This window comes from Actinomadura sp. NPDC048021 (genome assembly GCF_040653135.1).
GTDB classification, from domain to species: domain Bacteria; phylum Actinomycetota; class Actinomycetes; order Streptosporangiales; family Streptosporangiaceae; genus Spirillospora; species Spirillospora verrucosospora.
This window is the reverse complement of record NZ_JBEZJQ010000001.1, coordinates 446417-463427: the sequence shown is the minus strand read 5'-3', so window position 1 is coordinate 463427 and position 17011 is coordinate 446417. Positions and strand designations below refer to the sequence as shown.

The following is a 17011-nucleotide window of genomic DNA, read 5'->3' as shown; positions in this document are numbered from 1 at the left end:
ACGATTCGCTTCCTTACCGGTGAGATGGGTGCGCTCAGCCGCGGGCGGCGGGCGCCGGAGCCGGCCGCACGGCCAGGTGGTGGCCCTTCCAGCGGCGGCGCAGCAGGCGGTCGTGGCTGACGACGACGAGCGTGCCGCCGTAGTCGGCCAGGGCGGTCTCCAGGTCCTCGACCAGGGCCGGTGACAGGTGGTTGGCGGGTTCGTCCAGCAGCAGGACGTCGGACGGCTCGGTGAGCATCCGCGCCAACGCGAGCCGCTGCCGCTGCCCGGTGGACAGCCGCCCGGTCGGGACCGTGAGCCGGTCGGGCCTGAACAGCCCCAGGGAGAGCAGCCGTTCGGCGTGCTCGGCCGGATCTCCCGCCCGCCCGCGGGCGAAGGCGGCCAGCACGGTCTCGTCCGGGCGTCCGGGGCGCGGCTCCTGGGGCAGGTAGGCGATCCGGCCGCGCCGGGTGACGCTTCCGCCGTCGGGGGCGAGTTCGCCGGCCAGGACGCGGAGCAGGGTGCTCTTGCCCGCTCCGTTCGGCCCCGTGACCAGCAGCCGGTCGCCCGCCGCGACGGTGAGGCTCGTGCGGTCGAGCCGGCCGTCGACGGCGACGCCGTCGGCCTCGATCACCGCGCCCCGCAGCCGGCGGGCCCGCAGGACGGGAGTGAAGCGCAGCGGCTCCGGCGGAGCCGGGACCGGGTCGGCGAGCAGGCGGCGCAGCCGCTCCTCGGCGTTGCGCACCCGGGCGGCCACCGACTGCTGGACCCGGCCGCCCGCCCGGTCGTAGGCCATCTTGTTGCGGTCCTTCATCTCCCGGCCGGGGGCCACCTGGCGCGCGGTGGTCGCGGCGGCCAGGCGGAGCCGCTCGACGTCGGACCTCCACTGCTCGTGGGCCTGGCCCCAGCGCCGCCGGGCCGCCGCCTTCTCGGCGAGGTAGCCGGCGTATCCGCCGCCGTACCGGACGACGCCGCACCGGTCGGCGTCCACCTCCAGCAGGCTGGTGGCGACGCGGTCGAGGAACGCCCGGTCGTGCGAGACCGCCACCGTGGTGCCCCGCCGGGCGCGCAGGTGCTCCTCCAGCCAGTGCAGGGCGTTCTCGTCGAGATGGTTGGTCGGCTCGTCCAGCAGCAGAACCTCCGGCGCGGACGCCAGAACGGCCGCCAGCCGCAACCTGGCCCGTTCCCCTCCGGAGAGGTCGCCGACGGTGCGGTCGCGGTCGACGAGGCCCAGGCCGAGCCCGTGCAGGGCGCGTTCCACGCGCGCGTCGGCGTCGTAGCCGCCGCGCAGCTCGAAGACCGTCATCAGGTCGCCGTACTCGGCCGCGACCGACTCCTCGCCTCCGGCCATCGCCGCCTCCAGGCGGCGCATCCGCTCCTCCACCGCGCGCAGATCGCTCAGCGCCCGGTCGATGACCTGCTGAACGGTCGCGTCCGGCGCCGTCCGCTCGTCCTGGGCGAGGTAGCCGACGCCGCCGGTCGCCTGGACGACGACCCGGCCCTGGTCGGGACGTTCGCGTCCGGCGAGCAGGCGCAGCAGGGTCGTCTTGCCGGAGCCGTTCTCACCGACGATCCCGGTGCGCTCTCCCGGGGCGAGTGAGCAGGTCACCTCGTCAAGGACGAGCCTGCCGTCGTAGGACTTGCCGACACCGAGCGCGGTGATCTGCGTGGCCATGCGTGCACTCCCAAGCATTCGAGGACGGGGCGGCCGTCAGCGACCGCGCGGCCGGGTGAACGCTTCGGAAGAGCATCGATCACTCCACTAATGCGACAACTGTTACATTAGGATTCTGCCATGCCGCATCCCCCAGAGCAACCGGACCACCTGCGATGACTTCCCCAGACGCACGACCGGAGGGCGCCGGAGGCGCGCCGCCGCCCCGGCCCCGCCCCGGCGGCCGGACCGCCCGCACCCGTGCGCAGGTGCTCGACGCGGTCCTCGCGGAGCTCGGCGAGCACGGCTACGACGGGCTCACCGTGGAGGCCGTCGCGGCCCGCGCGGGCGTGCACCGCGCCACGGTCTACCGGCGCTGGAGCGACGTCGGCGGCCTGCTCGCCGACGTCCTCGACGCGGCCGGCGACGACGACTGGAGTCCCCCGGACACCGGCTCGCTGGAAGGCGACCTGGCGGCGCTGAACGAGGAGATCCAGACGGCCATGGGCGCGGAGCCGCCGATCATGGAGGCCCTGATCGCCGCCTCGTTCCGCTCGGAGAAGGCCGCCCGGGCCCAGCGGCGGCTCTGGGAGGACCGCTACACCCGCTGCGAGATCGTCGTCACCCGGGCCGTCCGGCGCGGCGAACTGCCGCCGTCCACCGACGCCCGGCGCCTGCTCGTCGCCGCCACCGCGCCGATGTACCACCACCTGGTGCTCCTGCGCACCGATCCCGACCCGGGCCTCCCCGCCCACGCGGCCAGAACCGCCGCCCTGGCCGCGGCCGCAGGCGCCTTCGGCGAACCCGGGCCGGAGTAGGGACGGCACGGGGGAGCCGCCACCGGCGGCCTCCCGTCAACGGATCGTGCCGGGCCCGCCCGGGGACGGCGCCGGCTCGGGCGCCCCCGCGTGCTCGCCGGGCAGCCGCACGGTGACGATGAGGCCGCCCGTGGGGCGGGGGGTGAGGTCGAGCGTCCCGTCGTGGGCCCGGACGATGCTGTGGACGATCGCCAGCCCGAGGCCGACTCCGGCGTGCTCGTCGGTCCGTGCGCGCTGGGTGCCGCGCTGGAAGGGTTCGGTGAGGGTCGGGACCAGTTCCGGCGGGACCGGCTGACCGGTGTTCTCGACCCGCAGCACGCTCGCGCCGTGCAGCGATCCGGTGTGGACCGTCACGGTGCCGCCGTCCGGGAGGTTGTGGACGATGGCGTTCTGGACGAGGTTGGTCACCAGCCGCAGGACGAGCTCGGCGGAGCCGAGGGCGTGTGTCCTCTCGCCGGTGACGTCGAGCGTGATCCGGCGCTGTTCGGCGAGGGGGAGCAGCGTTTCGGCGGCTTCCTCGGCGATGAGGGACAGGTCGACCGCGTCGCGGGTGAAGCTCTTGCGGTCCATGCGGCTGAGCAGCAGGAGGGCCTCGGTGAGGTCGATCGCCCGCGTGTTGACGGTGTTGAGGCGTTCGAGGACTTCGCCCTGGTCCTGCGCGGGGTCGTTGCGGGCGGTGTCGAGCAGGGTCTGGGAGATCGCCAGCGGGGTGCGCAGCTCGTGGGAGGCGTTCGCGGCGAACCTCTGCTGTTCGGCGACGTGGGATTCGAGCTGTTCGAGCATGGCGTCGAACACGTCGGCGAGTTCCCGGAACTCGTCCCTGCGGCCCCGGAGCCGGATCCGGTGGGACAGCGAGCCGGCGGAGGCCGTCCGCGCCGCGTCCGCGATCCGGGTGAGCGGCGCGAGCATCCGGCCGGCGAGGAGCCACCCTCCCGCGAGGCCGAAGAGCAGGAGGAAGCCCATGGCCGCGGCCGCGGCGGGATAGAAGCCGCGCTGCAGTTCGGAGCGGTCGGGCCCGAGCACGATCACGACGCCGAATCTCCTCTGGATGGCTCCGGCGTCGACGTCGCGCATCCAGCGCAGCACGAACACCCAGACCACGGCCAGCAGGAGCCCGCCGCCCAGCAGGAGGAAACCGGCGTAGCTGAGCGTGAGCTTCAGCCGGGCGCTGAGACCTGGGCGCCTATCCATGGCGACGGCGTTCGTTCCGGCGATCGACACACCCATGCCCGCGATGGTACGAGCCGCTGCATATCGTCCGCGTATCGAAAATCCCATACGCGCCGGCAACACCGCGCCGTCTTCACTGGCGGCATGGCTGAGCGAGGACACACGATGGCGCCGGTGGAAACGGCGGAAACGGCGGAAACGGTGGAGCCCGAACAGGCCGAGGCCGGGCGGCGCACCGGCGCCGGGTCCTGGCGCGCGGGCATCCGCCGGGCGATCCGCGCCGGCTCCCGGCCGGAGCCGTGGAGGCGCGGCCCCGTGCTCGCCGTGTCGGCGCTGCTGCTCGGCCTGCTCATGCTGCTGCACGCGGAGATCCCGAACCGGATCGGGAACCTCGGCAGCCTGGTGGAGACGTTCCTCCCGTGGTTCGGCCTGTTCGTCCCCGTGCTGCTGGCCGGGGCGCTGTGGCGCCGCTCCGCCTCCGCCGTCGCCGCGCTGCTCCTGCCGGTCGTGGTGTGGCTGAACCTGTTCGGCGGGCTGCTCGGCGACAAGTCCCACCCGGGCGGGGACCTGACCGTGGTCAGCCACAACGTCGGCGCCGGGAACCCCGACCCGGTCGCCGCCGCACGCGACCTGGCCGCCTCCGGCGCGGACGTGCTGGCCCTGGAGGAACTGGCCCAGGAGGCCAAGGGCGTCTACGAGAGGGAGCTGGCCGGGACGTACCCGTACCACGCGGTGCAGGGCACGGTCGGGCTGTGGAGCCGGCTGCCGCTGTCGGACACCCGGCCGGTCGACATCAAGACGGACACCGGGCCGCTGGGGGAGACCAAGCCGGCCGACGTCAAGATGAAGGACAGCCGGGCCTTTCGCACCACCGTGGCCACGGAACACGGACCGCTGGCGGTGTACGTGGCCCACCTGGGGTCCGTGCGCGTGAACCCCAGGGCGGGTTTCTGGGCGGTCCACCGTAACCGGGGCGCGCAGGCCCTCGGCGAGGCCATCGCCGCCGAGCGGAACGAGCGGGTGGTGCTGCTCGGCGACCTGAACGGCACCGAGGACGACCGCGCGTTCGCCTCCATCACCTCGCGGATGCGCTCCGCCCAGGACGAGGCAGGGGACGGCTTCGGCTTCAGCTGGCCGGCGGCCTTCCCGGTCGCCCGGATCGACCAGATCCTCGTCCGCGGCGTGGAGCCGAGGAGTTCGCGGGTCCTGCCCGCCACCGGCAGCGATCACCTGCCGGTGGCGGCCGCGATCAGCTGGTGAGGATGTTCCTCCAGGCGCGCTCGAAGAGGGCGGGGACGGGGCCGGACGGGACGGCCGCCATGTTCGCCAGGGAGCGGTGCTCGTCCGCCAGCGGCATCAGGCGGATCTTCGGCACCTCGATGGGGAGGCGCGGTGCCTTGTACTCGCGCCAAGCGCCGTGCACGAACAGCGAGCGCCCCGCACGCGCCCGGGTGGCGCTCAGCACGAGCCCCGAGCCGCCGAGTTCGGCCACCGCCGCCTTAAAGCGGGCGGGCTTCCAGCCGGTCCACTCCTTGACGTTGCGGTCGGACGGGTCGGGCAGGGCGAGCAGCATCAGGTAGAGGGCCGCCGCGTCCTCGCCCAGCCGGTGGGTCTCCGCGCATTCCTCCAGCAGCTGCGGCACCGAGCGTGCCGGATGCTGCTCCCAGCCCGGCGCCAGGTCCGCGTCGGAGGCCAGGTGCGCGCCGAGCGCGGCGAAGTCGTCGCTGAGCAGGAGACGCAGGTCGGCCAGCGTGGGGAGCCCGGAATCGCCGGGCACCGCCTGGGACGGCAGGGTCGCGTCGTAGTAGTCGTCGAGGGCGTCGAGCAGCGGGTCGTCCGGCCCCTTCACCGCGGCGGGATCCACCCGCAGGTGGCGGAGACGGAAGACGTCGTCCTCGACCAGCGTCACCGCCGGATGGGCGGTGAGCGCGTCGGTGGGAGGCGGGTCGCCCATCAGGTGGTTGCTCTGCAGCGAGAACAGGGTGCGCGGCCCGGCGGCCTCGCGCAGCCGGGAGATCGCGGCGCCGATCGCGGGCCGCAGCGGATCGCCGGCCGGGGTCCGGTAGGCGAGCCAGGCGGCGACGCGCGGCAGGGCCAGCGGGTCCGGTTCGCCGGAGAAGAGCGGGGTGGCCGCGAGGCAGTCCGCGCCGGCGGCGACGCGGCCGATGAGCGCCCACGGCCGCAGCGGCGGCCGGCCGCTCCGCCACGGCCACGGGGCCTTGAGATCCGCGCGTGGCAGCGGAATCTCGCACTTGGGCTGGGTGATCTCCTTGTGCGCGCGGGGTAGGAGCCCGGCGGGCACGGGGAACGGGTCCCCCGACTCCTCCAGGCACCACGCGAGCGCGCGGTCGACCGCCGGGCCGGACGTCCACAGCTCCTCCGGGTCGTCCGGCAGGAGCCGTTCGTAGAGCCTGGTGTAGAACTCGGCCGGTCGCAGGGCCCTGAGGCCCTCCTTCACCTCGTCCGCCTGCGAGTTCCACCCCGAACCGAAGTGGACCAGCCGGACGGGGTCGTCCTTGCCCAGCTGGTACGGCGCGGACAGGAACGCCCCCTGGAGCACGACGGCCGCCTCGGCCTTCGACAGGCCCGTCTTCTCCGCGAACGCGGCCGCCAGTTCAGGGCTCACCGTTGGGCGGTCCCGTTCGCGCCAGAGCTCGCTGAAGCGCGCGAACCAGGCGCCGGAGCGCACCGGCTCCAGGACGCAGGCGTCGAGCAGGCGCGCACCGGCCGCCGCCAGCGGGCCCTCCTCGGCGAACTTCCCCTCAGGCGCGTACTCAAGGAGCACTCGTTCGGGGGGCACCCCATGCTGTGCGCTCACCACCAGGGCGACGGACGTGGACGTGCGGAACGCCATCCCAGGGGTGGCCTTGCCGCCCTTCGTGTCCTCGGGCAGTTCGCAGCGCACCACCCGCCAACGGCCGGGCTCGCCCGACACGAAGGGGTAGGTCCCGTAGGCGGCCGGCCTCTGGTACGAACGCGCCCTCGACCTTGACGGGACGCCGGTGTACGCGGCGGTGTTGACGTGGTTCGGCCGGAGTTCCAGGCCGATCATGTTGCCGTCGAACTTGCCGCTCGGCGTGCCCATATCGCCGTCCCAGACGGGCGTGCCGGAGCCCGCCAGGTCCATGAGCCAGCCGCACTGCCGCACGACCGGGTCGACGTTCCGCGCCGGGGCCGCCTCCTTCGCCTCCTCTCCCGGAGTGAGGCGGCGGACGAGCCGCTCCAGGCCCACCCGGCAGTTGACCGCCGTGACCAGCGAGAACGCGACCCTGGCGAAGGTCTCGCTGTCCCGCTCCTTCAGCTCCGGCAGCGCCTTGGAGAGCGCGACGAAGTTCGGCCCCGACACCGAGCGGTTGATGTAGTGGGGCTCCAGGAGCTTCAGCAGCTCCTCGACCCGTTCGCGGGTGAACTCCTCCGGCAGGTCGGCCATGAGCAGCGCCATGACGTCCACCGCAGCGAACTCGCGTGCCGCCTCGGCGTCCTTGAGCAGCAGGTCCACCGCCGCGCCCACGTGCACGAACCGGGCGAGCAGCATCCGCAGCCCGAACAGGTCGACGCCCTCACGCAGCAGGGCGCGCTCGCGGGCGCACCACGCGCGCAGCTCCTCGTGGCCGATCGGGTTGTCGAACAGCCCCGGGAGCTTGCCCCACCCCTTGGTCTCGTGCGGCTCATACCAGGTGTTGGACGCGCTGTCCCCGACGGTCATGTCGAGGTCGCCCCGCGCGCGGGCGCGCAGCTCCCGCGCGAACCGCTCGTCCGCCAGGACGTGCCGCAGCTCGGGGCGGCGGTCGATCACCAGGTCGGGCAGGAACGCGGGGCCGAGGCGCTCCGGCGGGTCGGCGACGGGGACGCCGTGCTCCAGCAGCATGTCGATCATGTCCAGCGGCGTCCTCCTGCGGCCGGTCTCGTCGAGCCCCCAGAAGCGGAACGCCACCGGCACCCCGTCGGACGCGAGCCGCGGGGCGATCCGCTCGGCCACCTCGTAGAACTCGCCGAGCGGGTCCCTCCACTGAGGTCCCTGCACGCAGGCGACCAGCCAGGCGGCGGCGTCCCCGCGCTGGAGGCCGGGGGCGTCCCCGGTCAGCATCGCCAGTGCGCCGCTGCGTTCGAGCAGCTTCAGCCACAGCGGTCCCTGGGACGGATATGCCGGGCGCAGTTCCAGCACCGGCCGCGCCGCCTCCGGCCCGGACACCAGGTCCATGGCGCGGCCCTTCAGCGCGTCGGTCCAGAACGCGTCGTCGCTCAGCGACACCTCGTCCGCCGCGAAGACGGACCGCAGGAGCTCCGCGAGCTCCGCCTCGGGGTCCAGCCCCGCGGCCTTGGCGATCTTCCGGAGGTCGGCGGCGAGCTGCGGATAGACGTCCCCGCCGTCCTCGACCCGCCACACCATCACCTCGCGGAAGCGGGCAAGGCCCTCCGCCGTCGCCGCGCCCTTGGCGGCCAGGTCGCGCGCCCACCCCCGTAGGAGCGTCGCGGACAGCGCGTGCGCGTGCTCCTCGTAGCGGTCGGCCAGCCACTCCGGATCGGGACGGTGCGCCAGCGTCCGCTCCAGTTTGCGCGCGCGGCCGAACCACGCGGAGGCCAGGTTCGGCTCATTGTGGGTGAGGGCGGCATCGGCCACCGCGTCCAGGAGGGTGATCAGGAGCGCGGGCGCGGACTCCTCCAGACCGGCCAGGATCTCCTCCACGGCCGGCTTGTAGAAGTAGCGCCAGCCACCGGTCCGGAGCTCCAAGGTGTGGACCTTCTCCGCCGCGAGCCGCTCCGCTTCGGGGTGTGCCTCGATGACGCGCTCGGGGAAGGGGACCACGCTGGCGTAGGGGGCGGGCAGGCCGGTCTCGAACAGCCCCTCCGGCTCCCACCCGTCCACCGCCATCAGCATGTCGCGGTAGCGGACGGCCGACTCGCCAAGCACCTGGGTGAGCCTGCGGTCGTCGGGGCCGGCGTAGGTCCGCGCGCACAGCCCGCCTTCGACCGGCTCCGTGGTGAGCGTGACACCCGCTTCGTCCAGCGCCTCCGCCCAGAACGGGTCGACGTCTGCCAGGGCGCGGGGGACGGCGACCCCTTCAGCCGCCCACGAGCGCGCCGATTCGCCGCACTGCTCCTGGTGGCGCTTCAGGTACCGCCGCACCGTGTACATCCCGGCCAGGCCGGGCGCGCCCCCCAACTGCTCGGGAGCCTGCTTGAGCCTCCGCCCCCGGGGATTGCGGTAGACGATCTCCAGATCGTCCGTGAACTCCGCCGTGTACCCACCGGCCTCGATCCGCCACCCCATAAGCCCCGCGGCCCCCCATCTCGATCTTGACGGGCCAGCGTACGCACGATGACCGACATCGGCCACCGAACCGAGGGCGGCAGGGGCCGGTCAGGGGCGGGCCGCGTCCCTGGCGGCGAACAATTCCCGTGGTCTCTATGAGCACCGGACGCGAGAGACCTACTCCCGGCGGCCGATGCTTGGAATTGCGGATGGGCGACATGATTCCATCGGGGCGGTTCCCCTCGGTGCCGCCCGGCGGCCACCACCTCGGGATCGCTGCGACGCAATTGGAGGACTCTGTGAATGGTAGCTCGATGCCGGCCGCTCGAACTCAGAACCTGCGCGTGCTGGAGGGCCGCTTCGTTCTAGAGCGAGTCTCCGACGTCCGCACGGTCGCCTTCGGATCCGACCTGCTCGCCCTCGTGCTCGGCCCGGACGGAGGCGCGGCGATGCGGCGCGACGACACGGCCGAGGACGCTTGGGCGGCCCTGTGGAACGGCGATGACGCGCACGACCCGGAAGCGACGGGAATGCTCAGCGCCATCGTCGCGCCGCTCGCCGCTGGTGAGCTCCCCGTCTGGACCGCCGCGAGCTACGACGGCGACCTGGTGCTCGTCCCGTCCGACCGCCTTGAGGAAGCCGTCACCGTACTCCGCCGCGCCGGCCACCAGGTGGCCGAATGACCTGTCGTGGAGCCGGGTGGGCGCGCCCGAATTCAGGAAGCTCGGGGCGACCCGCACGCTCGCGGCACCGGCTCTGCCTCACCGCTTCACATCGGGGGTTCGCGCCGCTCAGATCATGATGATCGTCCCCGGCCGGGACCGGCCCGCAGGGCGCACGCCAGGCCGCCGCTCCTGATCCCACCAAGCTGAATTCGGTAACGCTCTTCGGCACGGTCGGCGACACATCCAAGCGTTACGCGCTAACGCCTGGCGAACACGAGTCCGTCTTTCTGTAACGCTTTGCCGAGGCCTTGGCGTTAGCCGCAACGCCACCCACTGGTCTCGGCGTGGTTCTGCGCGGCGGGCTGCGGATTTCCTCTAGGCTATGGGTATCGAGTCACTGCAAATCAAAAGGGGTACACAATCATGTCCACGTTCACTCCAGTCTCCCGCTTGCACGTCCACGGGTCCCGGCGGTCCGCCCTCCGTCCCGTTTCCGCGGGTCAGGGGGGACGTGTTCGGAATCCGCAGCGGATGCGCCCGGCGAGGGAATCGGTCGTGGCCAAGCCGTCCATCGAGGCCGCTGCCGGTCAGATGCCCAACCAGCTCGACACCGAGCGCACCGCGCTCTTGGCCGAGCTGACGCGTATCGACAACAAGTCCAGCATGTTCATGGCGCTGGCGCTGGGTGGAGCCGTCGCCGGCTTCACCGCATTCGACAAGGCTGGAAAACTCTCACAGATCTTCGGCCAGACGGCCGGTGTGTTCTTCGCACTCGCCGTCCTGGTGCTGCTTCTCAAGGTGGCCTGGCCGGCCCGCCCGAACTCCAAGGCGACCTTTAGGGTCTATGCCGCTTTGGGCCCTGGCCGGCTCGTCGCGTTCTTGCGAGGCAAGCACCAGTACACCCCTCCGGGCAAGGACAAGGCGCCCCTCACGTTCGATGAGGTGCGCGAAGACGACATCCAGGTCAAGAGCAGGTTGGTGAGCATCAAGTTCGCCTACCAAAGGCTCGCGATCGTCAGCATGGTGCTCGGCGTGATCGCGCTCGGCGCGGCCGGGCTGTCCTAAGGGACGCAGTCTCTAGCGGACTATTTTTCAGGAGCGGAACTGACCACGTTCTGCTCCCACCCATAAACATGGCACGGCCACCCAGACGACCGCGCCATGCCTAACCCCGATGCCCAGCGAGGCGGCCTCACCGCCGACCTCTCTGGGCATCATCAGTAGCGGCCGCGACGCGGTATGCCCGATGAGACTTCTCGGTTGCCTGCGGCTCATGTTGCGAGCTCACCTGAGGATGAAAAGGGTCAGTCATGCCGGGCCCGAAGGCCAGCGGCCCTCTTACGGATCACGAAGAACATAACGGCCCCCGATCCTTGAGCGGATTGGCGTGGTGATCCCGGTGTCCGCCCGGACACTGGAACCGTCATGAGGACCGGAGGCCCCGCTCCTCATAGCGTCAGATGATGTAAGTACCGACTTGGCGGCGTTCTTTGGAGGACAGCACCTCCAATGGCAGCAGCGGGATCGCCTCTCGGTTGGCCGCCAGGTAGCAAAGCAGCACCAGTGCGCTGCCGTCCTCGTCCTTGAACAGCAGCCAATGCGCGAGGTCGACCGAGCCGCTGGAGAAACCGGACGAGTGCATCACCGGATCCAGCATCGCCAGGTAACCCTCCGGAAGCAGTTTCTTGCGAATCTTCCGGAAGCTCGCCGACGGGAAGGAGCTGACCATCAGGAACAGCTGCCCGAACGTCTGAGTGTGGTGCACAATCCGCCCGGGCGTGACCGGGACCGGAGCTCGCACAACGTGGTCGATCAGGTTCGGATGGGCGAGCCATCGCCAGGTCTCCCGAGAGGTCACCGCATCCGGAAGCTTTTCCTCCATACGCTCCAGGTGTACAGGCAGCCACTCCCGCGCCCACTCGTTGATGAAAGCCTCCACACATCATGATCAATTCCGCCGGCCTCCGATTCTTCCGGACGCGGCCCACCGCATGTCAAGCCCGCAGGACGCTCCCGCCCCTGGTGCGAGGGGGATTCCGGGTATTCCGGCCCGCAGAGGTGCCGCATGGGCGGTGCCGACTCGCACTGAGCCTTTTTCAGCGGCAGTTCGGTGTGCGCTGATCGGTTGTAGCGCCGGACCCTGGCCTACGCCACCGGTGTCGTCCGCCGCCCTGCTCGCGGCCCGAGCGGGGGCAGGGGCCGGCCACCAAGATTCACCCGACAGGGCCTAGGGCGTGTTCCAAAAGCGTGTGGCCAGTTGCGGAGGCTGCGCATACCTTTCGATCATGGATGAGCTAGACCTCCTCAAGCGCTCCGATGGTCCAGTCACCCGCAGCAGGCTCGTCCGCGATCTGCGTGGGTTGGGCCTGGCCGAGGGCGACATCGTGATGTTCCACACCCGGATGTCGGCGCTGGACTACGTCGCCGGTGGTCCCCAGACGATAATCAATGCGCTGCGGGACACGGTCGGCGCGACGGGCACCTTGATGGTCACCTGCGGCTGGAACGACGCGCCGCCCTACGACTTCACCGACTGGCCCGGAGATTGGCAGGACGCTTTGCGCGCCGAGCATCCGCCTTACGACCTGCGGTTCAGTGAGGCCGACCACAACAACGGCCGGTTGCCCGAGGCGCTGCGCCGGTGGCCGGGTGCGGTCCGCAGTCGTCATCCCGACGCCAGTTTCGCCGCTCTCGGCCCGGCGGCCCACGGCCTGATGGATGATCACCCGTGGGATGACCCACATGGTCCCGACAGTCCGCTGGCGCGTCTGGCCGCCAGGGGCGGCCGGGTGCTGTTGCTGGGCGCACCGCTGGACACCCTGACGCTCCTGCACCACGCAGAGGCCCTCGCCAAGGCGCCGGGGAAGCGGTTTGTCGACTACCAACAGCCCATCACCGTGGACGGCGAGCGCGTCTGGCGGCGCTTTCGCGACATCGACTCCGAGGACGGTGCCTTCGACTACACCCCGGTCGTGCCCAAGGGGCAAGATCCCTTCGAGGTCATCGCCCGCGACATGCTCACTGCCGGGCACGGACGACAAGGCCAGGTCGGCGCCGCAACCAGCTACCTGTTCGAGGCGGCCGACGTCGTGAGGTTCGGCGTCAACTGGATCGAGAGCAAACTCGCGTGATCGGCCGGCTATGGCCAGCGCCTTGGCACGTGATCACAGCCACTCACTGATCACGGCGATCTGCACGGTCGTGCGGGTGCCCGCCGCCGGGCCGGGCGACCCGGATGCGCTCCAGCACTGCCTCGAACTGCGGCGAGTCACCCCGCTGCCCGGCCGTCAGCGCCGGCGACAACGGCTTTTGCCCCTGCTCGACGGCCAGGTGCAACTTGGTGGTCAGCCCACCCCGCGAGCGGCCGAGCCCGTGGTCGTCCGGCTCGGCGGCACCGGTCCCGCCCGGCGGTTCCGTCTGGCCTTATCGTTGCTTGAGATCCGCGAGCAGCGCGCGGAACGCGACCGGGGCGAGCAGGATTCTCGGCCCGTCCGGATCCTGGGAGTCCCGGACGCCCACACCGTGGCGAAGATTCGCGACCTCCACGCACTCGCCGCCCTGATCGTTGCTTCGCCGCGCTTTGCGCCAGGTCACAGTCTCCACCGGTCCATCGCCCTTCGTATTAAGTCGCGTGAGTCGCTGACGCTCAGGCAGCGCGCCTGCATCTCCGCGAACGCGCCGACGCAGTGCAAGATATCGCTCGCTTCTTGCGACGTGAAGCCTCCGGTCGAAATCTCTTGATAGAGCAGCTCTTCGCCAGTTGGCTGAGTTGCGATGCTGAAGGTTCCGGAGATGCCTCGATAGTACGCCGTCGGAGCGATCTGAAGCGTCACATTTTCCCGCTCGGAGACCTCAAGTAGGTGCTCACACTGGCGAAACATCACTTCGGGAGTTCCGACCAGCCGATTGAGCACGACCTCGGCCAAGACCGCGATGACCCTTGGGGGCGCCTCGCGCTCTAAGATCTGCTGGCGCTTCATGCGGCTTTCGAGGGCGTCTGGAGAAGGAAGTAAGACGTGGGCGTACTCCTTGATTTGGAATAAGCCCACGATGAACGTTTCCGCGTGCATCCGTAGAAGGTCGGCGGTCGCCTCTGCTTCCGAGTAGTCGGCGAAGAATTTTGGGTGGGCGGATGACTTGAGTATGTCGTCCCAGGTGTCAGTGAGAGCGGTACCGGTCCTGAGAGCGTCGTCTAGCCGTAAGGCGAAGTCTCTGCGGCACCGGGTGGTCCCGTTCTCCACCTGGGCGATGTAGCTGCGGCTCACGGCGGCCCCTTCTGCCAGTTCGAGCCGGGATAGACCCTTCTCGTGGCGAAGGCGGATGACCTCCTGGCCGAAGGCGATCGTCTGACGGGTCGGCTTGCGTGCAGCCATGTGGCACACCTCCTGGCATCGGCTCGCACCCTCTGAAACCGGGGTGCGTGTGTTGTCGTTCTTTCCTAGTCAGGTTACGCCTTGGAGTGGATTCTGTGCGGGGAGTTACCGGAAATGGGAGGTGATCGTTAATGGAGTGCCCCGCGGAGATCGTGGTGCCGGTCAGGGCCGAGTCGGTGAAAGTGGCTCGGGATTGGGTCGAGGGCGTCCTGGGAACGTGGGGGCAGGACGCCTATGTGGCGAAGGTCGTGGTGTCGGAACTGGTGACGAACGTCTTGCGGCACACCAGGAGCGCGACCACGACCGTGCGGGTCGTCCAGGCGGACAAGGGAACCGTCGTGGAGGTCTTCGACTCTTCCAACGTCCTGCCGATGGCGGGGCAGGCGGCCCTGCTGAGCGAGGACGGGCGTGGGCTGGCGATGCTGGATGTTCTCGTCAAGGAATGGGGGACGCAGCCACTCGGAGGCGGCGGGAAGGCCGTGTGGGCACTGCTCCCTGAAAGCACGTCGTGAACGAGGCCGACGCACTGGTTTCCCTACGCGAACGCTACTCGTCCTGGGAAATTTCCCTGAACCATGGCATGTGGCAGGCCAAGGGGCGCGTTCTCATCCGTTCGTCTTCTCTGAGCCTTCTGCAAGCGGCGATGGACGGTGAGTCTCCATTCCCGTCCCGCCTTGCAAAGGAACGAGTCCGGGTAGCAGCGAACGGATCCTCGACGCCGCGACCGGATGCGTCATGCGGAACGCCTGAACCAGGGGGCGGTCCATGGTGGTGCGGTGCTCTGCGGGTAGTGCGTGCAGCCGTCCGGAAGCGGCGGGGAAGGCGCCTTGGTGTCACTGCCTGAAGAGGCGGTCAGCGGCGTCCTGCTCGGCCTGGGCGGCCATGGGAAGCTGCGGGCGATGTCGAGCACGTTGCTGCGCTCGGTGTCCTGCCCGCGCCCTGTCATCCCGGGTTCAGCTGTCGGGATGAACGTTGTTGATCACAATGGTCTCGCCCATGAGCAGGTAGTACACCGTCATGTCGTCTCGGGTGACCACATAGTGCGCGTGATCCAGTTCCTCGATGCCGAGGGGTTTGGCGTCAGGCGGCACCGGGTCGGTCATCAAAGACATGATCACCAGTTGGACCGCGGTGCGATAGTGCGGTGCCATCGCGGCGATCTGCAGCCGGATGGACCTGGTCATCGAGAGGTGGTCAGGCAAGCCAGTCCCCTGAGGCGATCTGCTCACGGGTGTAGACCTCGTAGCCCGGCGGGGTCGTGCCGGCTTCCAGGTAGGGCCTGATTCGCGTGGCCTCTCGATCGGCTTCTCTGGCCGCCCGCTCAAGTCGGAGTTGCTGGAGTTCCTGCCACTCCTGCTCAGTGACCAGCACGACCGGATCCTTGCCGTTCTTGGTGATACGGGGATGTGCGGCCCGGTGTACGACGGCTGCGTGGAGATCGCCGAGTCGCACACGTGCTTCTTTGATCGGGTAGGACTCCATCTCGCCACCATAGTGCACACAGTGATCTGAGTGCACACTTTGTACATCACGGTCCACCGGAGACGGCTGGGACGGACGTGTTGGCGACTGGCCGGGGGTGGGTCGGGTCAGTTGTGGGTGTTGGTCTGGATCTCGCTGACGGCCAGGGGGGTGGGCTCGGAGGTCATGGTGTAGTCGTCGAGGCCGCCGCCGCAGGGGGCGCCCGTGCAGGTCCAGGCGAGCGTCCAGGTGATCGTCGCGGTGATCTGCCAGGCGCCGCCCTGCTGGCCGGTGGAGGAGCGCTTGTAGGTGTAGCCGCAGGTCTTTCCGGTCTCACTGCCCGCGTCGTCGCAGGTGATCTTGGCCTCGCCGAGGTCCCAGGCGACGGACGAAGGGGTCGCCGTCGCCTGGACGGTCACGCCGCCCTCCGAGATCGGGTCGGTCTTCACGACGGTGAAGCCGTCCACCCAGAGGTTCGTCCGCAGCCGGACGAAGGTCTTGTCCTTGGGGGCCGTGTAGGCGGTCGGCACGGGGAACGGGGCCGAGGCCCTGGCCCGCAGCATCATCGTCCAGACGTCGGGCGGCTGGGCGGCGGGCGGCGCGTTGCCTCCGGGGACGTCTATGCCGTCCACGCCCTGGTTGTCGGTCAGGCCCTCGGGGGCGGGCGGAGCCACCGGGCCGCTGACGCCGCCCGATCCGTTTCCGCCGTTTCCACCGCTGTTTCCGCCGCCGCGTCCGCCGGTGACGCCGGACAGGTTGCAGTCGAGGCCCTGGTTCGCGACGCCGCATCCGTCGGCGAAGGCTTCGGCGGGGGCCGCGAAAGTGGAGAGAAGGGCTGCCGCCACGGTGATGCCCGACGCCACGCGGCGCCGGGTGGGGGTGTGAGACATCGCGTGTCCTCTGGGGGATGTCAGCATGTGCGGTCCCGGACGGAAGCGGCGACCTTCCAGGCATCACCGTCGTACTGGACGGTGTAGCGGTAGAGGTAGGCGCCGCCCTTGCCTCCGCCCGTCCGCTTGCCCGTCTTGGCGGAGAAGCGGTAGCCCGCGACGGTGTTGACGCAGTCGATGAGGTAGACCTTCGAGCGGTCCTTGGAGACCGCGTAGACCCGGGGGTTCAGGGTCTTCGCGAAGCGCCAGATGTGGCCCTGGGCCTTGGTGGCCTCCACGTCGTCGGTGACCTCGGTGAGGAGGGGGTCCATGGCGACGTCGGCGAGGCCGGCGGGGTCGTTCTTCTCGTAGGCCTTCTGGTAGGCGGCCTGGTAGGCGCGGTAGCGGGCGAGGACCGTCTTGAAGAGCTGGTCCGTCGAGACCGCGGTGGGCGTGGCGGCGGGAGTGCCGCCGGTGTCGAACCTGCCGTTGGGGGAGAGTTCGCCGCTGGCGGACGAGCCGGACGAGCCGCATCCGGCGGCCGTGCACACGGCGAGGGCGGCCGTCAGGCAGGCGGCGCGGCGAGGCCCCAGAGGGGAGGAACGAATGCGCATCGCCATCCCTGAGCGGCAGCAGACAACGGGCCGAATACGCGCGAAAGCTTACAGAGATGCGTGGGGCGAGAAAAGGGATTCGTTGCGTCCCGCTTGACCTCGACCTTGCTTGAGGTACCAGGCTTCTGGGGGAGCGCTGATGGAAGGAGCCGGA

General features: G+C 70.3%; 16 protein-coding genes and 1 pseudogene. 6 read left to right on the top strand and 11 right to left on the bottom strand.

The genetic code is table 11. The features are described from left to right. Positions 1-34: 34 nt before the first annotated feature. The gene (gene abc-f / locus AB0C87_RS02270; protein WP_360576126.1) at positions 35-1654 is read right to left on the bottom strand and encodes a ribosomal protection-like ABC-F family protein; all 1620 of its coding nucleotides are present in this window, start codon (positions 1652-1654) and stop codon (positions 35-37) included. Positions 1655-1809: 155 nt separating this feature from the next. Here abc-f and AB0C87_RS02265 point away from each other — a divergent pair, with 155 nt between their 5' ends. Continuing rightward, positions 1810-2451 (top strand): TetR/AcrR family transcriptional regulator, encoded by a 642-nt coding sequence (locus AB0C87_RS02265; protein ID WP_360576124.1) that lies wholly within the window; start codon positions 1810-1812, stop codon positions 2449-2451. 36 nt (positions 2452-2487) lie between these two features. Here the strand turns inward: AB0C87_RS02265 and AB0C87_RS02260 are convergent, their stop codons facing one another. Beyond that, entirely contained in the window at positions 2488-3678 is a 1191-nt protein-coding gene (locus tag AB0C87_RS02260; RefSeq protein WP_360576122.1) for a HAMP domain-containing sensor histidine kinase, read from the bottom strand. Positions 3679-3765: 87 nt separating this feature from the next. On the opposite strand from AB0C87_RS02260, the gene AB0C87_RS02255 reads away from it, so the two are divergent. Further along, on the top strand, positions 3766-4881 hold the full coding sequence (locus AB0C87_RS02255; RefSeq protein ID WP_360576120.1) for an endonuclease/exonuclease/phosphatase family protein: 1116 nt from the start codon (positions 3766-3768) through the stop codon (positions 4879-4881). Here the strand turns inward: AB0C87_RS02255 and AB0C87_RS02250 are convergent. After that, positions 4871-8893: a hypothetical protein gene (locus AB0C87_RS02250; RefSeq protein WP_360576118.1), complete on the bottom strand. Its 4023-nt coding sequence runs from the start codon at positions 8891-8893 to the stop codon at positions 4871-4873. The genes AB0C87_RS02255 and AB0C87_RS02250 overlap by 11 nt on opposite strands. 296 nt (positions 8894-9189) lie before the next feature. On the opposite strand from AB0C87_RS02250, the gene AB0C87_RS02245 reads away from it, so the two are divergent. Both AB0C87_RS02245 and AB0C87_RS02240 read left to right on the top strand, forming a co-directional pair. Beyond that, positions 9190-9558 carry an ACT domain-containing protein gene (locus tag AB0C87_RS02245; RefSeq protein ID WP_360576116.1) on the top strand — a complete coding sequence of 123 codons (369 nt, stop codon included), beginning with the start codon at positions 9190-9192 and terminating at the stop codon, positions 9556-9558. Between the two features lie 537 nt (positions 9559-10095). Next, complete coding sequence (locus AB0C87_RS02240) at positions 10096-10605, top strand: hypothetical protein (protein WP_345179852.1); 510 nt, start codon at positions 10096-10098, stop codon at positions 10603-10605. A 391-nt stretch (positions 10606-10996) separates the two neighbouring features. Here AB0C87_RS02240 and AB0C87_RS02235 read toward each other — a convergent pair whose 3' ends face one another. Continuing rightward, a complete protein-coding gene (locus AB0C87_RS02235) occupies positions 10997-11479 on the bottom strand; it encodes a hypothetical protein (protein ID WP_360576114.1) in 483 nt (160 codons plus the stop codon). A 346-nt stretch (positions 11480-11825) separates the two neighbouring features. Here AB0C87_RS02235 and aac(3) point away from each other — a divergent pair, with 346 nt between their 5' ends. Continuing rightward, positions 11826-12671 carry an aminoglycoside 3-N-acetyltransferase gene (aac(3), locus tag AB0C87_RS02230; RefSeq protein ID WP_360576112.1) on the top strand — a complete coding sequence of 282 codons (846 nt, stop codon included), beginning with the start codon at positions 11826-11828 and terminating at the stop codon, positions 12669-12671. 97 nt (positions 12672-12768) lie between these two features. Here aac(3) and AB0C87_RS02225 read toward each other — a convergent pair. The 3 genes and pseudogenes from AB0C87_RS02225 to AB0C87_RS02215 form a co-directional block, all read right to left on the bottom strand. After that, a pseudogene (locus AB0C87_RS02225) lies at positions 12769-12909 on the bottom strand (IS5/IS1182 family transposase); the annotation flags it as partial. A gap of 54 nt (positions 12910-12963) precedes the next feature. Then, entirely contained in the window at positions 12964-13134 is a 171-nt protein-coding gene (locus AB0C87_RS02220) for a DUF397 domain-containing protein (protein ID WP_360576261.1), read from the bottom strand. Beyond that, positions 13131-13913 carry a helix-turn-helix transcriptional regulator gene (locus tag AB0C87_RS02215; protein WP_360576110.1) on the bottom strand — a complete coding sequence of 261 codons (783 nt, stop codon included), beginning with the start codon at positions 13911-13913 and terminating at the stop codon, positions 13131-13133. Before AB0C87_RS02215 ends, AB0C87_RS02220 begins: the two co-directional genes overlap by 4 nt. A gap of 131 nt (positions 13914-14044) precedes the next feature. Between AB0C87_RS02215 and AB0C87_RS02210 the strand changes: the two genes are divergently transcribed. Then, positions 14045-14425: an ATP-binding protein gene (locus AB0C87_RS02210; RefSeq protein ID WP_360576108.1), complete on the top strand. Its 381-nt coding sequence runs from the start codon at positions 14045-14047 to the stop codon at positions 14423-14425. Positions 14426-14866: 441 nt separating this feature from the next. Here AB0C87_RS02210 and AB0C87_RS02205 read toward each other — a convergent pair whose 3' ends face one another. The 4 genes from AB0C87_RS02205 to AB0C87_RS02190 all read right to left on the bottom strand — a co-directional run bounded on the left by AB0C87_RS02205 (position 14867) and on the right by AB0C87_RS02190 (position 16857). Further along, positions 14867-15097, bottom strand: a complete 231-nt coding sequence (locus tag AB0C87_RS02205; protein ID WP_345179864.1) for a hypothetical protein — start codon at positions 15095-15097, stop codon at positions 14867-14869. A 10-nt stretch (positions 15098-15107) separates the two neighbouring features. Beyond that, complete coding sequence (locus AB0C87_RS02200; RefSeq protein WP_353833348.1) at positions 15108-15395, bottom strand: type II toxin-antitoxin system prevent-host-death family antitoxin; 288 nt, start codon at positions 15393-15395, stop codon at positions 15108-15110. Between the two features lie 107 nt (positions 15396-15502). After that, entirely contained in the window at positions 15503-16264 is a 762-nt protein-coding gene (locus tag AB0C87_RS02195) for a hypothetical protein (protein ID WP_353833349.1), read from the bottom strand. Positions 16265-16284: 20 nt separating this feature from the next. Further along, the gene (locus tag AB0C87_RS02190; protein ID WP_353833350.1) at positions 16285-16857 is read right to left on the bottom strand and encodes a hypothetical protein; all 573 of its coding nucleotides are present in this window, start codon (positions 16855-16857) and stop codon (positions 16285-16287) included. Positions 16858-17011 lie beyond the last annotated feature (154 nt).

What these genes read in the sequence shown, in the direction of transcription:
- abc-f (WP_360576126.1), bottom strand. Translation starts at nt 1,654, where the DNA reads ATGGCCACGCAGATCACCGCGCTCGGTGTCGGCAAGTCCTACGACGGC.
- AB0C87_RS02265 (WP_360576124.1), top strand. Translation starts at nt 1,810, where the DNA reads ATGACTTCCCCAGACGCACGACCGGAGGGCGCCGGAGGCGCGCCGCCG.
- AB0C87_RS02260 (WP_360576122.1), bottom strand. Translation starts at nt 3,678, where the DNA reads ATGGGTGTGTCGATCGCCGGAACGAACGCCGTCGCCATGGATAGGCGC.
- AB0C87_RS02255 (WP_360576120.1), top strand. Translation starts at nt 3,766, where the DNA reads ATGGCTGAGCGAGGACACACGATGGCGCCGGTGGAAACGGCGGAAACG.
- AB0C87_RS02250 (WP_360576118.1), bottom strand. Translation starts at nt 8,893, where the DNA reads ATGGGGTGGCGGATCGAGGCCGGTGGGTACACGGCGGAGTTCACGGAC.
- AB0C87_RS02245 (WP_360576116.1), top strand. Translation starts at nt 9,190, where the DNA reads ATGCCGGCCGCTCGAACTCAGAACCTGCGCGTGCTGGAGGGCCGCTTC.
- AB0C87_RS02215 (WP_360576110.1), bottom strand. Translation starts at nt 13,913, where the DNA reads ATGGCTGCACGCAAGCCGACCCGTCAGACGATCGCCTTCGGCCAGGAG.
- AB0C87_RS02210 (WP_360576108.1), top strand. Translation starts at nt 14,045, where the DNA reads ATGGAGTGCCCCGCGGAGATCGTGGTGCCGGTCAGGGCCGAGTCGGTG.
- AB0C87_RS02205 (WP_345179864.1), bottom strand. Translation starts at nt 15,097, where the DNA reads ATGACCAGGTCCATCCGGCTGCAGATCGCCGCGATGGCACCGCACTAT.
- AB0C87_RS02200 (WP_353833348.1), bottom strand. Translation starts at nt 15,395, where the DNA reads ATGGAGTCCTACCCGATCAAAGAAGCACGTGTGCGACTCGGCGATCTC.
- AB0C87_RS02195 (WP_353833349.1), bottom strand. Translation starts at nt 16,264, where the DNA reads ATGTCTCACACCCCCACCCGGCGCCGCGTGGCGTCGGGCATCACCGTG.
- AB0C87_RS02190 (WP_353833350.1), bottom strand. Translation starts at nt 16,857, where the DNA reads ATGCGCATTCGTTCCTCCCCTCTGGGGCCTCGCCGCGCCGCCTGCCTG.